Below are 14,972 nucleotides of genomic sequence, written 5' to 3' on the forward strand. Positions count from 1 at the left end.
AGGTGAACTATTCGTCAAATCGATTGTCCTCATGGTCAAAATGAGCGCCCCTCATAATTGCGCAGCACCCGCTCGCAGGTAAAAAGGCGCTCGAGTGTTGAAACAGACGACAGCGCGCGCGACCTATTTTACGGCCGACCCAGGTCTCCGACGGTCGACCCTTGGTCTCTTGGTCCGCGACTCGTTGTAGATGCCCACGATGATTTCCCGGAGCCACCTGGTTCCCGGGTCATTCGCCATCTGGCGGTGAACAATAAGCCAGGCATTCACATTCGATATCGGAATGGGTGGCGGGACCAACGTCACCTCACTCCTCTCGTCCAGCATTTGCAGGATGGCATCACCGCAATGGGTAATCAGTTCAGTGCCGCGAAGCGCCCAGGGCAGCACCGGATAGTTCGAGATGGTCGCAACGACATTGCGGCGAAGACCCATCTGTTTGAGGGCGGCATCCGCGAGGCCTTCCGCCAGGCCATCTGCGGAAATCTGGAGGTGAGAACTGGCCAAATAGGTTTCCAGCGTCATAGCGCTTCTGGCGATCTTGCTTCCACTCCACACCGCGCAAAACAATCGGTCCTGGCCAAGCTCCACCTTCAAGAGACCTGGGTCGTCGCGTATCGCTGCTCCCGTCAGCGCACAGTCAACTTGTCTCAAATAGACCGATGAACCGATTTCGGGTCCGTTTGCGGGAATGACGTTCAGCGTCGCGCCAGGAGCTTGCCTGGAAAATTCTCGAATGAGGCCCGGGATGAAAACCATGGCATGATAATCTGTAAGCCCAACGCGAAAGTTGCGTCGCGTCGTTGCTGGATTGAAGATCTGATGCCGGTCGATCGATGCGCGGATCGTCGCGAGTGCGGCGGAAATATTCGACAGCAGCTCAACTGCCCGGGGAGTTGGCCGCATCTCGCCGCCATCTCTGGTGAACAATTCATCCTGCAATAGATACCGAAGCTTCGACAGGGAGTGGCTTACAGCTGATTGTGTTCTGCCCAATTCGGTAGCCGCCCGCGTCACGCTCCTTTCCCGCATCATCACGTCAAAGACCCGCAATAGATTGAGGTCGATATCGTTATAATTCATGGAATTACCTCATCTGGGACCTGAGACCGCACCAGGCGGCACTACCGCGTTGGTTGCGACGGTGACAGATGGGGGACGAAGAGTGAAGACAGAGGTCCGGCTTTGAAACTCTGGCGGTTGAACAGGTGACGGCGACCGCCGCATCGCTCCGCGGCATTTCTGCGCCTGGCTTGGCGAGCAAGCCGGCAATCCGCCATGAACCCAGGGCGAGCATGTGAAGTAAAGTCAGCCGCACCCGCTGGGTGGGAAATCGCAGGCGGTTTCATTGGCTTGATAATGGCGGAGAGAGCGGGATTCGAACCCGCGTTACGGTCTCCCGTAAACACACTTTCCAGGCGTGCGCCTTCAACCACTCGGCCACCTCTCCGTCCTTGCATTCGCGCCGGCCGGTTTTGCCACGCGGGTTGGGGAGATGCATCCCTTTGGGATTTGCGGGAAGACCCGCTTGATGGACACCGCCAACCAGCGGATGCCCTTCCCGGCGCCCGTCAATCAAACAGGCGCGGGGCTCATCTAGTCGATCCGGCGCCGAATGCCAAGCCATAACGGCAGTCTATTCGCTTTGCCGGCCATGCATCGTTTCGCGGGGCTTTGAACGGCTCCGCTTCTAAGGCGCTTCGGTTCTGAATGGTGTGCACGGGCAAGGCGGCAGGGCCGGCCGCGCTTGACTTCGCCCCTCGCCACCTGTCGAGTGCGGCGGAGGCTTTGCGGGGGCAACGTCCAGACATGACATCGAGCAATGAACAGCCGGCCAGCGGAACGCCGGCCGGAGGCATGCCAGGCGGGCTGACGCCCGCAGGGCCTCCGGACAGCGGGCTGTCCTTCGTGCCCGTGGTCTGGCTCCTCTTCGTCATGGCATGGTCGGTCTACTGGCTGGTCTCGGCGCGGTGGCTGTTCGAGAGTTCCGGCCTGCCGGACAGGGTCTTCTATTTCGTGCTTGGCGGACTGGCCTTCGACATCGTCACCATCGTGTGGGGGCTTTATCTGCTCGGCCTCGCCTTAAGCCGTTCCGCGCGCTTTCCGCGTCATTTCACCATCTGGCAGATCACCACTATCGCCTGGCGGCTGGCCGAGCAGGTCTATGCGCTGACCGTGCCCGATTTCACCGTCTCCGCCAGGGAGCTTGCGATCGCCGCCACCGAAATCGTCATCGGCCTGTTTTGCATTTACCTGCTGCGCCGCGGCGACGAGGCCAAGGCCTTTTATGCAAGGCCGGAAGCGCAGGCACCGTCAGCCTTTAGTTCGATCGTCGCCGCGCTGGCCGGCATCACCCTCGGCGCCGTCGTCGGCGCCGTCGCCGGCTTCGCGCTTGGCGCGGGGATCGCCGAAGCCACCGACATCAGCTGTTTCGAAGGCGGCTGCGGCTACTTCGCGGTGTTCATCGGCCTTGCCGGGCTGGTGGTCGGGGCCATTGGCGGCGGCGTCCTCGGCGTCTGGCTCGTCCATCGGCGGAGCCGAAAGGTGGCCATATAGGCGGGCGATAGGCTTCAAATTCGCGTATGGCGATTGCACGCGGGGCGTGCGCATTCTATTCCTCGCCTTTGACCGGAAGGTCCTCGGGAGGAACTTGAGGACCGGGGAAGATTTCGATGTTGCGTTTTTTGTTTCGCCTCGCGGCCATGATCGCACTCTCGGTCGCCGTCATCATGGCCGTGCTCGACGCGACGCGCTCGGTGGCGGCTTCCACATTGGTCATGACGCCGCTGAATTCGAGCTGGCTGGCGGTTTCGCCCGACACCCGCGCGGCCTTCGAGACCTTCGTGCGCGCCAAGGTCAATCCGACGATATGGGATGGCGGCATCGCCTGGGTGCTTGCCCAGCCGGGGTTTGCCGTGTTCGCGGTGCTTGCCTTCATCCTCTATGCGATCGGCTACCGGCGCCGGCGGCGCGGCGGAGAATTCGCGCCGGGCTGATGGGTTGTCCCAGCGGACTTGCGACGACAACGCGGCAATCGTCCACAGCTGTCACCGCATTGGGCATGTTTTTCCAACGGGGGGCATGCTTTTCCAAAAGGTCAAAATTCCGCGTGAATTTTGTTTCGGGCCGTGCCAGATTGCCTTGAGCGGGAGGGGAGTACACTCCTGGCTGATGCCGCATGCCTGCCGGAGAACCGGGCAGGCGGGCGGCGCGTAACGGAAAAAAATAACCGACAGGGTGTGGATCACATGAAACGTATCGTTCTCGGCCTCCTGGCCGCAACCGCAATGGTTCTTCCGGCTTTCGCCGCGGATGTCCAGCCGGCCATCCTCTACGATCTCGGCGGCAAGTTCGACAAATCCTTCAACGAGGCTGCCTATCACGGCGCCGAAAAGTTCAAGACCGAGACCGGCACCGCCTATGTCGAGTTCGAAGTGTCGAACGCCTCGCAACGCGAGCAGGCGCTGCGCCGCTTCGCCGAGGACGGCCGCAACCCGATCGTCATGGCCGGCTTTGCCTGGGAGGATGCGCTGAAGGTGGTCGCGAAGGAATATCCCGATCTCAACTTCGCCATCATCGACGATGCCGTCGATATGCCCAATGTCCGTTCGCTTGTGTTCAAGGAAAACGAAGGCTCCTATCTCGTCGGCATCATGGCGGCGATGGCCTCGAAGTCCAAGAAGGTCTCCTTCATCGGCGGCATGGACATTCCGCTGATCCGCAAGTTCGAATGCGGCTATGTCGGCGGCGCCAAGGCGGCCGGTGCGACCGACGTCATCCAGAACATGACCGGCGACACGCCCGCGGCGTGGAACGATCCGGCCAAGGGCGGCGAGATCGCCAAGACACAGATCGACCAGGGCTCCGACGTGGTCTATGCCGCGGCCGGCGGCACCGGCGTCGGCGTGCTGCAGGCGGCGGCGGATGCCGGCAAGCTCGGCATCGGCGTCGATTCCAACCAGAACGGCCTGCAGCCCGGCAAGGTGCTGACCTCGATGCTGAAGCGTGTCGACGTGGCCGTCTACACCGCCTTCATGGACGGCAAGAACGGCACCTTCAAAGGCGGCCTGCAAAATCTCGGCCTCAAGGAAGGCGGAGTCGACTACGCCATGGACGACAACAACAAGGCGCTGGTCACCGACGAGATGAAGGCGGCGGTCGAAAAGGCGAAAGCCGACATCATCGCCGGCACGATCCAGGTGCACGACTACACCGCCGACAACGCCTGCCCGTATTGATCGGCAAGTTATTTCTTTGTTTTGACGCAATTCCGGACGGAAAACCGCTTCACACTTTTCCTGAAATTGCTTTAGGTTTCGAACCGCCGGGTGAAAGCCCGGCGGTTTTGTTTTTGGAGGGTTGGAAGGACGTTGAAGATTGGCGAAGATCTCGGCGACGTCCGATCTCCCCCCTTGCGGGGGAGATGCCTGGCAAGGCAGAGGGGGGTGCTGTCCCTCGGCCTAACAGCCAATTCACCGTTCATTCCCAACGGAAGCCATTAAGGTTGGCGANCCCTCTGGCCTGCCGGCCATCTCCCCCGCAAGGGGGGAGATCGGCAGTTCCGGCGTTGCGGGCTCGGCGAAGCTGAGACGGAGAGGGGAGCGCCGTATGCGGTTGGCCGTAGGTCAGGGCAGAAGCGCACTTCCTGTCGACAACAGACCGACGAGATAACCCACCGCAAACACCACGATCAGCGCGATGGCGATGACGGCGCCACGCCGGCCGCCGAGCGAATGCACGCCGACGCCATAGGGCTTCCGCTCCAGTCTGCCGATCACCGGCTTTACCTCGTCCTGGCCGACTACACGCATCTGCGGCAGTTCGGCGATGCGTTGCGAGATCAGCTGCCAGCGATCGCTGCCGCCCGATGGCCGCCCCGTGCGATCGAAGACATGCATACGCTCGGCCAGCCGCATCACCGTGTCGCGGAAGGCGGGATCGATCTCCAGGTCGCGCTCGGCACGCTCGCGGTCGCGATCGTTCATCAGGCCAAGCACATAGTCGCCCGCCCGCGCAACGCGATCGCTTTCACCGGCCATCGGCTTCTCCTTGCTACCAGTGCGGCGGTTTGGTTATCGGCACGTCGGGGGCCGACTGTTCCTCCAGCGCCATGAAGCGCCCGGTCAGCGCATCGAGCTTGCGCTGCATGCGTTCGATCGCCGTCCACTGTTCGGCGATCTGGCCCGACAGTTCCTCGATGGTCTTTTCCTGTTCAGCGGCGCGGATTTCCAGCGTCGTCAGCCGGTCGACAGGCATGATCATTCGAAACTCCCTAGGTCTTGGTGCACGCAGTTGCAGCATGATGATGCGACTGTTGACCCTTGCATATTAGTGAATGTGAAGGTCTGCGGCCACGTTCGAAATTGACAAGCGCACCGGGATTTGTCGAGAGTGGCCACTGCGCCGCCAATTGGCACGGGTGGGGCATCATGCTAGGCGTTTTGACCAAGCGATAAAAAAATAAGAGTGGGACAGGCTGCATGGCGCAAGCCGCAATCGAACTGATCGGCATCAACAAGAGTTTTGGCGCCGTTCGCGCCAATCGCGACATCAATCTGGAGATCGCACGCGGCACCATCCACGGCATCGTCGGCGAGAACGGCGCCGGCAAGTCGACGCTGATGTCGATCCTCTACGGCTTCTACCAGGCCGACAGCGGCGAGATCCGTGTCGGCGGCAAGCCGGCGTCGATCAAGACCTCCAACGACGCCATCGCGCTCGGCATCGGCATGGTGCACCAGCACTTCATGCTGGTCGACAATTTCACCGTGCTGGAAAACATCATCCTCGGCGCCGAAAGCGATGCGCTGTTGAAAAAGAGCATCGCCAAGGCGCGCTCCGAACTGGAGCGGCTCGAGCGCGAATACGGGCTGGAAGTCGATCCCGACGCCATCATCGAGGAATTGCCGGTCGGCCTGCAGCAGCGTGTCGAAATCCTGAAGGCGCTTTATCGCGGCGCCGAGATCCTGATTCTCGACGAGCCGACGGGCGTGTTGACGCCGGCCGAGGCCGACCATCTGTTTCGCATCCTCAGGCAATTGAAGGACCAGGGCAAAACGGTGGTGCTGATCACCCACAAGCTGCGCGAGATCATGGCCATCACCGACAATGTCTCGGTCATGCGCCAGGGCACGATGGTGGCGACGCGCGAGACCAGCAAGACGACAGTCGGCGAACTGGCCGAACTGATGGTCGGGCGGCGCGTGCTGCTGCGGGTCGAAAAGGGCGAGACGGAGGCCGGTGCGGTCAAGCTCGCAGTCAAGAACCTGACGGTGAAAGACCAGCGCGGCGTCACCATGGTCGACGACATCTCCTTCGATATCCGCGCCGGCGAGATCGTCGGCATTGCCGGTGTCGCCGGCAACGGCCAGTCCGAACTGCTCGAGGCGATTTCCGGCATCAGGCGCGCGGTTTCCGGCTCGGTGATGCTCGATGGCAAGCCGATCGACCTGACCGGGGCCGCCGATCCCGGCGAGTTGCGCGACCGTGGGCTCGCCCATGTGCCGGAGGACCGCCATCATGTCGGCCTGGTGCTGGCCTTCGAGGAGAACGAGAATTCGATCCTCGGCTACCATGACGACCCGCGCTACCTCAATGGGCCGTTCCTCAACATCGACGCCATCATGACCGATGCCAAGGACAAGATAGAGAAGTACGACATCCGTCCCGGCAATCCGCGTCTGAAGACGGCGAATTTCTCCGGCGGCAACCAGCAGAAGATCGTGCTGGCGCGGGAAATGGAGCAGGACCCCGGTGTTCTGATCGTCGGCCAGCCGACGCGCGGCGTCGATGTCGGCGCCATAGAATTCATCCACAAGCGGCTGATTGCCATGCGCGACCAGGGCAAGGCGGTGCTGGTGGTGTCGGTCGAGCTCGACGAGATCCGTTCGCTGTCCGACCGCATCCTGGTGATGTTTGCCGGGCGCATCGTCGGCGAACGTGGCCCTGAGGCGACCGAGGGCGAGCTTGGCCTGCTGATGGCAGGCATCGATCGCCAGGAGGCGGCAGAGTGAGCACGCCTTACGCCAAACTGCCGGCCTGGGCCGATTATGGGCTGATCCCGCTGATCAATCTGTCCGTGGCCTTCATCGTTGCCGGTTTCGTCGTCATGCTGGTCGGCGAAAACCCGCTTCGTGCCGCCGTCATCCTGGTCGAGGGCGCTTTCGGCAAGGGAACCGGCATTGCCTTCACGCTGTTCTATGCCACCACCTTCATCTTCACCGGCCTGTCTGTGGCGGTGGCCGCGCATTGCGGCCTGTTCAACATCGGGACCGAGGGCCAGGCCTATATTGCCGGCCTTGGCGTGGGCGTGGTCTGCCTCGCCTTCGACACTGTGCTGCCGTGGTGGCTGACCTTTCCGCTGGCGATCGTCGCCGGAGCCGCCGTCGGTGCGCTGTGGGCGCTGATCCCGGCCTATCTGCAGGCCAAGCGCGGGTCGCACATCGTCATCACCACCATCATGTTCAACTTCATCGCGGCCTCGATCATGGTCTACCTCCTGGTCGGGCCGTTGAAGCCGGCAGCGTCGCAGGCGCCGCAGACGCGCAACTTCCTCGCCGGCGCCGAACTGCCCAAACTCAACTGGATCATCGAACTGTTCGGCGCCAAGATCCGCTCGGCGCCGTTCAACATCTGCTTCCTGCTGGCGCTGCTCATGGCATTCCTGGTCTGGCTGCTGATCTGGCGCACCAAGCTCGGCTATGAGATGCGCACCTACGGGCACAGTCCGAAGGCGGCGCGCTATGCCGGCATTTCGGAGACCCGCATCATCATCATCGCGATGATGATCTCGGGCGCGCTGGCGGGCATGATGACGCTGAACCCGGTGATGGGCGACCAGCACAATGTGGCAATCGACTTCGTCTCCGGCGCCGGCTTCGTCGGCATCGCCGTAGCGCTGATGGGCCGGCTGCATCCGGTCGGCATCGTGCTGGCGGCGATCCTGTTTGGCATGCTCTACCAGGGCGGTGCAGAACTTGCCTTCGAGATGCCAGCGATTTCCCGCGACATGATCGTCATCATCCAGGGCCTGGTCATCCTGTTTGCCGGTGCGCTAGAGCACATGTTCCGGCCCTATGTGCAGGCGCTGTTCGCTTCGTTCAGTCCAAGGTCGGTCGGCATGGAAGCGGTCAAAGGGAAGGGCGCCTGAGATGGATGTGTTCATCGCCATCGTGCAGATCCTGGACTCGACCATACGCCTGTCGGTACCCTTGCTGCTCGCTTGCCTCGCCGGCCTCTATTCTGAACGCGCTGGCGTCTTCGACATCGGGCTGGAAGGCAAGATGCTGGTCGGCGCCTTCGCCGGTGCGGCCGCAGCTTCGGTCTTCCATTCGGCCTTCCTCGGTCTCGGCATGGCGATCGTGATGTCGGTCGCCTTTGCCCTGGTGCACGGCTTCGCCTCGATCACCCACCGCGGCAACCAGATCGTTTCCGGCGTGGCGATCAACTTCGTCGCCGCCGGGTCGACAATCATTCTGGGCCAGGCCTGGTTCCAGCAAGGCGGGCGAACGCCGGCGCTGCAGCCGGGCGAGCGCTTCGAGGCCATCACTCTGCCAGGAGCTGCCGCCATCCACGACGTGCCGATTATAGGGCCGATCTATTCCGAGCTTTTGTCCGGCCATTCGATCCTGGTCTATCTCGCTTTCGCCATGGTGCCGTTCACCTGGTGGGTGCTGTTTCGCACCCGCTTTGGCCTCAGGCTGCGCGCCGTCGGCGAGAACCCGGCCGCCGTCGACACCGCCGGCATCTCGGTCGCCTGGCTGCGCTACCGGGCGCTGATCTGCACCGGTATCCTCACCGGCATCGCCGGCGCCTACCTCTCGATGGTGCAGAATGGGGGCTTCGTGAAGGATATGACCGCCGGCAAGGGCTACATTGCGCTGGCGGCGCTGATCTTTGCCAAATGGCGACCGGTGAACGCCATGTTCGCCTGTCTTCTGTTCGGCTTCCTCGACGCGGCGGCGATCCGCCTGCAGGGTTCGCCATTGCCGTTGATCGGCAAGGTGCCGGTGCAGTTCATGCAGGCGCTGCCCTATGTGCTGACCGTGATCCTGCTTGCCGGCTTCATCGGCAAGGCGATCCCGCCGCGCGCCGGCGGCGTGCCTTATGTCAAGGAACGTTGATCCGGGCGCGCCCAGGAGCACTGTGTCGAACATGCGGCTGGTGCTCGAAAGGCGCCAGGAAAACGCAAAGCGCCGGGTTTTGACCACGATCGTCGGAGAGAACGTCTAGATGTCGCATGATCTGTTCGAAGCCGCGCAGGAGGCCATGGCCAAGGCCTACGCGCCCTATTCGAAGTTTCCGGTGGGTGCGGCGTTGCGCACCGAAGACGGCCGTGTCTTCACCGGCGCCAACATCGAGGTCGCGTCCTATCCGGAAGGCTGGTGCGCCGAGACCACGGCGCTCGGGCATTATGTCATGGGCGGCGGCGGCAAGATCGTCGAGGTCGCCGTCATTGCCTCGCGCATGGCCAAATGCTCGCCCTGTGGCGGCTGCCGGCAAAGGCTGGCGGAATTCTGCCGGCCGGACACGAAGCTCTATCTTTGCGACAACGCCGGCGTGGTCGAGACCGTGACCATGGGCGACATGCTGCCCTACGGGTTTCGTGGCGACATTTTGAAGTGAGAGTTGGCTGATATGAAGGAAGCTCTGGACCACCTCGTTGAAAGGCTGGACGGGTTGGCGCCGACAACGGCGATGGTGCTGGGGTCGGGCCTTGGCGGGCTTGTCGACCAGGTCGAAAATGCCGTGCGCATCTCTTATGCCGACCTGCCGGGTTTCCCCCGCAGCGGGGTGACTGGCCATGCCGGCGAGGTGATCGCGGGGCTTTTCGCCGGCACGCCGGTGCTGATGCTGTCCGGCCGCGCCCATTATTACGAGCACGGCGTTGCTGCGGCGATGCGGCCGGCGCTGGAGGTGCTTGCCGGCATCGGCATCACCAAGCTGATCCTTACCAATGCCGCCGGCTCGGTCGATCCCGACATGCTGCCTGGATCGGTGATGCTGATCACCGATCACATCAATTTCTCCGGCTCCAACCCGCTGATCGGCGAGCCGAGCGACCGCCGCTTCGTCGGCCTGACCGAAGCCTATGATGCCGGCTTGCGCGCGGCGATCGAACGGGCGGCGAAGGCGACAGGGACGGCGCTGCACAAGGGCGTCTATATGTGGTTTTCCGGTCCGTGTTTCGAAACCCCTGCTGAAATCCGCATGGCCCGCGTCATGGGCGCCAATGCGGTAGGGATGTCGACCGTGCCGGAGGTCATTCTCGCCCGCTTCCTTGGGCTTCGCGTAGCCGCCTGTTCGGTGATCACCAATCTCGCCGCCGGGATGACCGGGGCGGAACTGTCGCACCAGGAGACCAAGGACATGGCGCCGATCGGCGGCGCACGGCTGGCGACGATCCTTGCGCATGTGTTCCAGGATGGGTTGCCGGAGCCGAAGGGCGCTGCCTGATGCTTCTGCAGGAAATCATCCGCCGCAAGCGCGACGGCCAGAAACTGTCCCCGCAGGAGATTTCGGCCTTCGTCGCGGGCGTGACTTCGGGCAGCGTCTCGGACGGCCAGGTCGGCGCCTTCGCCATGGCCGTGTTCTTCAACGGCATGAACCGCGACGAGGCGGTGGCGCTGACGCTCGCCATGCGCGATTCCGGCGATGTGCTCGACTGGTCGGACCTGCCGGGTCCCGTCACCGACAAGCATTCGACCGGCGGCGTCGGCGACAATGTCTCGCTGATGCTGGCGCCGATCGTCGCCGCTTGCGGCGCCTATGTGCCCATGATCTCCGGCAGGAGCCTTGGCCATACCGGCGGCACGCTGGACAAGATGGATGCCATCCCAGGCTATATCAGCCAGCCGGATATCGCGCGCTTCCGCAAGACCGTGCTCGAGACCGGCTGTGCCATCATCGGCCAGACCGCCGATCTCGCGCCCGCCGACCGTCGCCTCTATGCGATCCGCGATGTGACCGGAACGGTGGAATCGGTGCCGCTGATCACTGCCTCTATCCTGTCGAAGAAACTGGCGGCCGGCCTGCAGTCGCTGGTGCTCGACGTCAAGGTCGGCAATGGCGCCTTCATGGAGAAGTCGCGCGACGCGACAGCACTTGCCAACAGCCTGGTCGAGATCGCCAACGGCGCCGGCCTGAAGGCCTCGGCGCTGGTCACCGGCATGAACGAGCCGCTGGCGTCGGCGGCCGGCAACGCGGTTGAGGTGCGCAACGCCGTCGATTTCCTCACCGGGAGGCTCCGCGACAAGCGACTGGAGGATGTGACGCTGGCGCTGGCCGCCGAGATGCTGCAATCGGCAGGGCTGGCGTCGTCCAATCAGGACGGTCTCAGGCGCGCGGCCGAGACGCTGGCCGGCGGCCGCGCGGCGGCCGCCTNCTCGGTGGCGGGCGTACGCGGCCGGACGACAGGATCGACCATGCGGTCGGCATCACCAGGCTGCTGCCGCTCGGCGCCGAGGTGCGGACCGGCGAGCCGCTGGCGCTCGTGCACGCCCGCACGCAAGCGGAGGCCGAAGCGGCCGCAGCCGCCGTGCTTTCGGCCTATACGATCGGGGCGTCGAAACCAGCCGCCGACAAGACTGTCATCCGGCGCGTGCTGCCGCGCGGGTAGCGGAAGGCGCTACTGCACCAGCAACAGTGTGCCGTTTTCGACCTGGTATTTTGCCAGCCGCTGCAAAAAGCTCATGCCGATCAGGTTGGTGCGCAGCGCCTTGTCGTCGAGGACCACGGCCTGGATGTTGTCGACGCTGATCTTGCCGATCTGCAGGCGGTCGATGTTGACCACAGCGGCCCTGATCGCGCCATTGGCGGTGTTGACCTGATGGCTGAAATCCGACGGGTTGAGCGAGATGCCGATGCGGCGCGCCGTCGAGGTGTTGATGGCGACCAAAGTGGCGCCGGTGTCGATCATGCCGTCGACCTGGCGGCCGTTGAGCTTGAAGGCGGAGGTGAAATGGCCGCGCTCGTCGGCCGCCACCAGGACCTTGCGACCGGTGGGCAGCGGTGCGGCCGGCTTGTCGGGAACCGAGGCGAGGCTCAGCTCGGGCTGCGGTTGCGGCTTGCCGGCGACGGTCGACTTCAACAGGTTGTCGAGAATCTGCGGGTTCGACTGATAGACGATCGGGATCGATGCCGACGTTCCGGCGAACACGCCCAGAATGAGAAGCTTGCGCAGCATGAATGGACCTTCGTGAAGGCCCATTTTTGCCCACGTATGGTGTGTGCCGCTTTAACGCCAACCCGAAACCGCGGCTTTGCGTAAACGGGCGGTAAACGACTGGATGCCAGCTGGCCTTGCCAGCCGCCGTCATTTGGTTCCGTACATGCGGTCGCCGGCATCGCCGAGGCCGGGCATGATGTAGCCCTTCTCGTTGAGCTGGCGGTCGATGGAAGCGGTAAAGACCGGGACATCCGGATGCGCCTTGGTGAAGCGCTCGATGCCTTCTGGCGCCGCCAGCAGGCAAAGGAAACGGATGTTGGTGGCTCCGCGCTCCTTCAGCTTGTCGATGGCCGCGATGGCCGAGTTCGCGGTCGCCAGCATCGGATCGACGACGATCACCAGCCGGTCGGCGAGATCGCTCGGCGCCTTGAAGAAATATTCCACCGCCTCCAGCGTTTCGTGATCGCGGTAGAGGCCGACATGCGCGACGCGGGCCGCCGGGACCAGGTCGAGCAGGCCTTCGAGCAGGCCATTGCCGGCGCGCAGCACCGAGGCGAAGACCAGCTTCTTGCCCTCCAGCGTCGGCGCTTCCATGGTTTCCATCGGCGTTTCGATGGTCGTCGTCGTCAGTTCGAGGTTGCGGGTGACCTCGTAGCCGAGCAGGAGCGAGATCTCGCGGAGCAGTCGCCGGAAGCCGGCGGTCGACGTCTCCTTCTTGCGCATGATGGTCAGCTTGTGCTGGACAAGCGGGTGGTCGACGACGGTGACGCCCTGCATGGGTTGCTCCAGTGAATGGTGAATAGTGAATAGTGAATAGTGAGCAGGTTTGCGAGTCCCGATGGATCGATCATTGCCGTGACAGGCCGAACCGCCGGCAAACCAATCACCAATCACCAATCACCAGTCACCTCTTCGCATCGAGCCGGGCAAGCAGCGCGCTTTTCGTCTTCCTGTCGACGAAAGCCGCTTCGATCGCCGTCCTGGTGACGGCGGTCAAAGCTTTTTCATTCATGGAGAAATGCTCGGCGGCGATGTCGTATTCGCGCTTCAGCGAGGTCCAGAAATAGGGTGGGTCGTCGGAGTTCAGCGTCACCTTGCAGCCGGCCGCCTGCAGGGCAGGCAAAGGGTGATCGGCGAAACTGTCGTAGACTTTGAGCGCGATGTTGGAGCCGGGGCAGCATTCGAGCACGATGCCCTCATCGGCGATGCGGCGCACCAGGTCGGGATTTTCGATGGCGCGCACGCCATGGCCGATGCGCGAGGGGCGGATGTGGTCGAGTGCGGCCTGCACCGTCTCCCACCCGGTCAACTCGCCGGCATGGATGGTGATGCCAAGGCCGGCTTCGCGGGCGATCTCGAAGGCCCTGACATAATCCTCCATCTCGCCCATGCGCTCGTCGCCGGCGACGCCGAAGCCGGTGACCAGCGGATTTCCGCAGCGCGCCGCAAAGCGCGCCGCCTGCTCGATCGACTCGACGCCGACATGGCGTACGCCGGTGACGATCATGCGGCCCTCGATGCCGGTCTTGGCTTTGGCGCGCAGCATGCCTTCGCCGAGCGCATCGGTATAGGCCTTGGGCGACAGGCCGGCCCTGACGGCATGGTCGGGCGAGGTGAAGACCTCGGAATAGATGGCGCCGTCGCGGGCAAGGCTGGTCAGATAATGGTCGGCGAGGCGGGCATAATCCTCCTCGGTGCGGAACAGGTCGGCGGAAAAATCATAAGCCGCCAGGAACGAGGTGAAATCATGCCAGACGAAGGAGCCGTTCTGGATATAGGGCGAGGTGTCCTTGCCGTATTTCTGCGCCTGACGGATGACGAGTTCGGGCGCCGCTGCCCCCTCGATGTGGCAGTGCAGTTCTGCTTTCAAAGGCATGCAGTTATCCCGTCTCATCAGTCCAGGCCGTAAAGCCCACCACCTGGAAGCGCGGCCGAACACCGCGCCTTAAACAATAGCGCCCGCACCATCGATCGGCTATGGTCCCGCCGGTTTTATGACGGATCAAAATAATGTCGGTTGAGAGAACCACGGCCGCGGGCGGCATGGAAACCTCCTATGGTTTCAAGAAGGTAGGGCCAGGCGACAAGCAGCCTCTGGTCAACGATGTTTTCCACAAGGTGGCGAACCGCTACGACCTGATGAATGACCTGATGTCGGCCGGGCTGCACCGGCTGTGGAAGGATGCCATGGTGACATGGCTCAATCCGCCGAAACGTCCGGGCTGGAAAGTGCTTGACGTGGCGGGCGGCACCGGCGACATCGCCTTGCGCATTGTAGACGCCAGCCAAGGCAACGCGCATGCCACGGTGCTCGACATCAACGGCTCGATGCTCAGTGTCGGCCGTGACCGCGCGGAGAAAAAGGGCCTGTCCGGCAACACCGATTTCGTCGAGGCCAATGCCGAGGAACTGCCTTTCACCGATAGCACCTTTGACGCCTACACCATCGCATTCGGCATCCGCAACGTGCCGCGCATCGATGTCGCGCTGACGGAAGCCTTTCGCGTGCTGAAGCCCGGCGGACGGTTCCTGTGCCTGGAGTTTTCCGAGGTCGAGATGCCGCTGCTGGACAAGGTCTACGAAGCCTGGTCGTTCAACGCCATTCCGCAGATCGGCAAGATGGTGACGGGCGAGGGCGAACCCTATTCCTACCTGGTCGAATCGATCCGCAAATTTCCCAATCAGCAGAACTTTGCTGCCATGATCACCCGCGCGGGCTTCGAGCGCGTGTCGTTCCGCAACTATTCCGGCGGCATTGCCGCCCTGCATTCGGGCTGGAAGCTTTGAGGCACCACAGTTTGCAGCA

The 14,972-nt window shown here is 63.1% G+C and carries 15 protein-coding genes, 1 tRNA gene and 1 pseudogene; 10 read left to right on the forward strand and 7 right to left on the reverse strand.

The genetic code is table 11. From position 1 onward, the window contains the following. Window positions 1-123: 123 nt before the first annotated feature. Together X726_RS149470 and X726_RS149465 are read right to left on the reverse strand one after the other, a co-directional pair. Window positions 124-1,083: a LysR family transcriptional regulator gene (locus tag X726_RS149470; RefSeq protein ID WP_023671116.1), complete on the reverse strand. Its 960-nt coding sequence runs from the start codon at window positions 1,081-1,083 to the stop codon at window positions 124-126. 277 nt (window positions 1,084-1,360) lie between these two features. Next, window positions 1,361-1,450, reverse strand: a tRNA-Ser gene (locus X726_RS149465). A gap of 359 nt (window positions 1,451-1,809) precedes the next feature. Between X726_RS149465 and X726_RS149460 the strand changes: the two genes are divergently transcribed. The 3 genes from X726_RS149460 (at window position 1,810) to X726_RS149450 (ending at window position 4,238) form a co-directional block, all read left to right on the forward strand. Then, window positions 1,810-2,556 (forward strand): hypothetical protein, encoded by a 747-nt coding sequence (locus X726_RS149460; protein ID WP_023671118.1) that lies wholly within the window; start codon window positions 1,810-1,812, stop codon window positions 2,554-2,556. Between the two features lie 116 nt (window positions 2,557-2,672). Then, complete coding sequence (locus X726_RS149455) at window positions 2,673-2,996, forward strand: hypothetical protein (RefSeq protein ID WP_023671119.1); 324 nt, start codon at window positions 2,673-2,675, stop codon at window positions 2,994-2,996. A 252-nt stretch (window positions 2,997-3,248) separates the two neighbouring features. Continuing rightward, complete coding sequence (locus X726_RS149450) at window positions 3,249-4,238, forward strand: BMP family ABC transporter substrate-binding protein (protein ID WP_023671120.1); 990 nt, start codon at window positions 3,249-3,251, stop codon at window positions 4,236-4,238. A gap of 387 nt (window positions 4,239-4,625) precedes the next feature. On the opposite strand, the gene X726_RS149445 is transcribed toward X726_RS149450, so the two are convergent. After that, entirely contained in the window at window positions 4,626-5,039 is a 414-nt protein-coding gene (locus X726_RS149445) for a hypothetical protein (RefSeq protein ID WP_023671121.1), read from the reverse strand. A gap of 13 nt (window positions 5,040-5,052) precedes the next feature. After that, the gene (locus tag X726_RS149440; protein ID WP_196813821.1) at window positions 5,053-5,259 is read right to left on the reverse strand and encodes a SlyX family protein; all 207 of its coding nucleotides are present in this window, start codon (window positions 5,257-5,259) and stop codon (window positions 5,053-5,055) included. 221 nt (window positions 5,260-5,480) lie between these two features. On the opposite strand from X726_RS149440, the gene X726_RS149435 reads away from it, so the two are divergent. The 6 genes and pseudogenes from X726_RS149435 (at window position 5,481) to X726_RS01000000167140 (ending at window position 11,617) form a co-directional block, all read left to right on the forward strand. Next, window positions 5,481-7,013: an ABC transporter ATP-binding protein gene (locus tag X726_RS149435; RefSeq protein ID WP_023671123.1), complete on the forward strand. Its 1,533-nt coding sequence runs from the start codon at window positions 5,481-5,483 to the stop codon at window positions 7,011-7,013. Beyond that, window positions 7,010-8,149 carry an ABC transporter permease gene (locus X726_RS149430; protein ID WP_023671124.1) on the forward strand — a complete coding sequence of 380 codons (1,140 nt, stop codon included), beginning with the start codon at window positions 7,010-7,012 and terminating at the stop codon, window positions 8,147-8,149. Before X726_RS149435 ends, X726_RS149430 begins: the two co-directional genes overlap by 4 nt. 1 nt (window position 8,150) lies before the next feature. Further along, complete coding sequence (locus X726_RS149425; RefSeq protein WP_023671125.1) at window positions 8,151-9,122, forward strand: ABC transporter permease; 972 nt, start codon at window positions 8,151-8,153, stop codon at window positions 9,120-9,122. A gap of 109 nt (window positions 9,123-9,231) precedes the next feature. Further along, the gene (cdd, locus tag X726_RS149420) at window positions 9,232-9,624 is read left to right on the forward strand and encodes a cytidine deaminase (RefSeq protein ID WP_023671126.1); all 393 of its coding nucleotides are present in this window, start codon (window positions 9,232-9,234) and stop codon (window positions 9,622-9,624) included. Window positions 9,625-9,636: 12 nt separating this feature from the next. Then, the gene (locus X726_RS149415) at window positions 9,637-10,455 is read left to right on the forward strand and encodes a purine-nucleoside phosphorylase (RefSeq protein WP_023671127.1); all 819 of its coding nucleotides are present in this window, start codon (window positions 9,637-9,639) and stop codon (window positions 10,453-10,455) included. Further along, a pseudogene (locus tag X726_RS01000000167140) lies at window positions 10,455-11,617 on the forward strand (thymidine phosphorylase). Before X726_RS149415 ends, X726_RS01000000167140 begins: the two are co-directional and overlap by 1 nt. Window positions 11,618-11,626: 9 nt before the next feature. Here the strand turns inward: X726_RS01000000167140 and X726_RS149410 are convergent. The 3 genes from X726_RS149410 to X726_RS149400 form a co-directional block, all read right to left on the reverse strand. Then, complete coding sequence (locus X726_RS149410) at window positions 11,627-12,184, reverse strand: TIGR02281 family clan AA aspartic protease (protein ID WP_023740923.1); 558 nt, start codon at window positions 12,182-12,184, stop codon at window positions 11,627-11,629. Between the two features lie 129 nt (window positions 12,185-12,313). Next, complete coding sequence (gene upp, locus X726_RS149405; RefSeq protein ID WP_023671129.1) at window positions 12,314-12,943, reverse strand: uracil phosphoribosyltransferase; 630 nt, start codon at window positions 12,941-12,943, stop codon at window positions 12,314-12,316. Between the two features lie 127 nt (window positions 12,944-13,070). Then, window positions 13,071-14,042 (reverse strand): adenosine deaminase, encoded by a 972-nt coding sequence (locus X726_RS149400; protein ID WP_023671130.1) that lies wholly within the window; start codon window positions 14,040-14,042, stop codon window positions 13,071-13,073. A 134-nt stretch (window positions 14,043-14,176) separates the two neighbouring features. On the opposite strand from X726_RS149400, the gene ubiE reads away from it, so the two are divergent. Further along, window positions 14,177-14,953 (forward strand): bifunctional demethylmenaquinone methyltransferase/2-methoxy-6-polyprenyl-1,4-benzoquinol methylase UbiE, encoded by a 777-nt coding sequence (gene ubiE, locus X726_RS149395; protein ID WP_023671131.1) that lies wholly within the window; start codon window positions 14,177-14,179, stop codon window positions 14,951-14,953. Window positions 14,954-14,972 lie beyond the last annotated feature (19 nt).

The organism is Mesorhizobium sp. LSJC285A00, assembly GCF_000503155.1.
Classification (GTDB): Bacteria; Pseudomonadota; Alphaproteobacteria; order Rhizobiales; family Rhizobiaceae; genus Mesorhizobium.

Excerpts from the sequence above, each read along its gene's own strand:
- X726_RS149445 (WP_023671121.1), bottom strand. The coding sequence starts at position 5,039 with ATGGCCGGTGAAAGCGATCGCGTTGCGCGGGCGGGCGACTATGTGCTT.
- X726_RS149400 (WP_023671130.1), bottom strand. The coding sequence starts at position 14,042 with ATGCCTTTGAAAGCAGAACTGCACTGCCACATCGAGGGGGCAGCGGCG.
- X726_RS149410 (WP_023740923.1), bottom strand. The coding sequence starts at position 12,184 with ATGCTGCGCAAGCTTCTCATTCTGGGCGTGTTCGCCGGAACGTCGGCA.
- X726_RS149450 (WP_023671120.1), top strand. The coding sequence starts at position 3,249 with ATGAAACGTATCGTTCTCGGCCTCCTGGCCGCAACCGCAATGGTTCTT.
- X726_RS149435 (WP_023671123.1), top strand. The coding sequence starts at position 5,481 with ATGGCGCAAGCCGCAATCGAACTGATCGGCATCAACAAGAGTTTTGGC.
- X726_RS149470 (WP_023671116.1), bottom strand. The coding sequence starts at position 1,083 with ATGAATTATAACGATATCGACCTCAATCTATTGCGGGTCTTTGACGTG.
- X726_RS149425 (WP_023671125.1), top strand. The coding sequence starts at position 8,151 with ATGGATGTGTTCATCGCCATCGTGCAGATCCTGGACTCGACCATACGC.
- ubiE (WP_023671131.1), top strand. The coding sequence starts at position 14,177 with ATGTCGGTTGAGAGAACCACGGCCGCGGGCGGCATGGAAACCTCCTAT.
- X726_RS149415 (WP_023671127.1), top strand. The coding sequence starts at position 9,637 with ATGAAGGAAGCTCTGGACCACCTCGTTGAAAGGCTGGACGGGTTGGCG.
- X726_RS149460 (WP_023671118.1), top strand. The coding sequence starts at position 1,810 with ATGACATCGAGCAATGAACAGCCGGCCAGCGGAACGCCGGCCGGAGGC.
- upp (WP_023671129.1), bottom strand. The coding sequence starts at position 12,943 with ATGCAGGGCGTCACCGTCGTCGACCACCCGCTTGTCCAGCACAAGCTG.
- cdd (WP_023671126.1), top strand. The coding sequence starts at position 9,232 with ATGTCGCATGATCTGTTCGAAGCCGCGCAGGAGGCCATGGCCAAGGCC.
- X726_RS149455 (WP_023671119.1), top strand. The coding sequence starts at position 2,673 with ATGTTGCGTTTTTTGTTTCGCCTCGCGGCCATGATCGCACTCTCGGTC.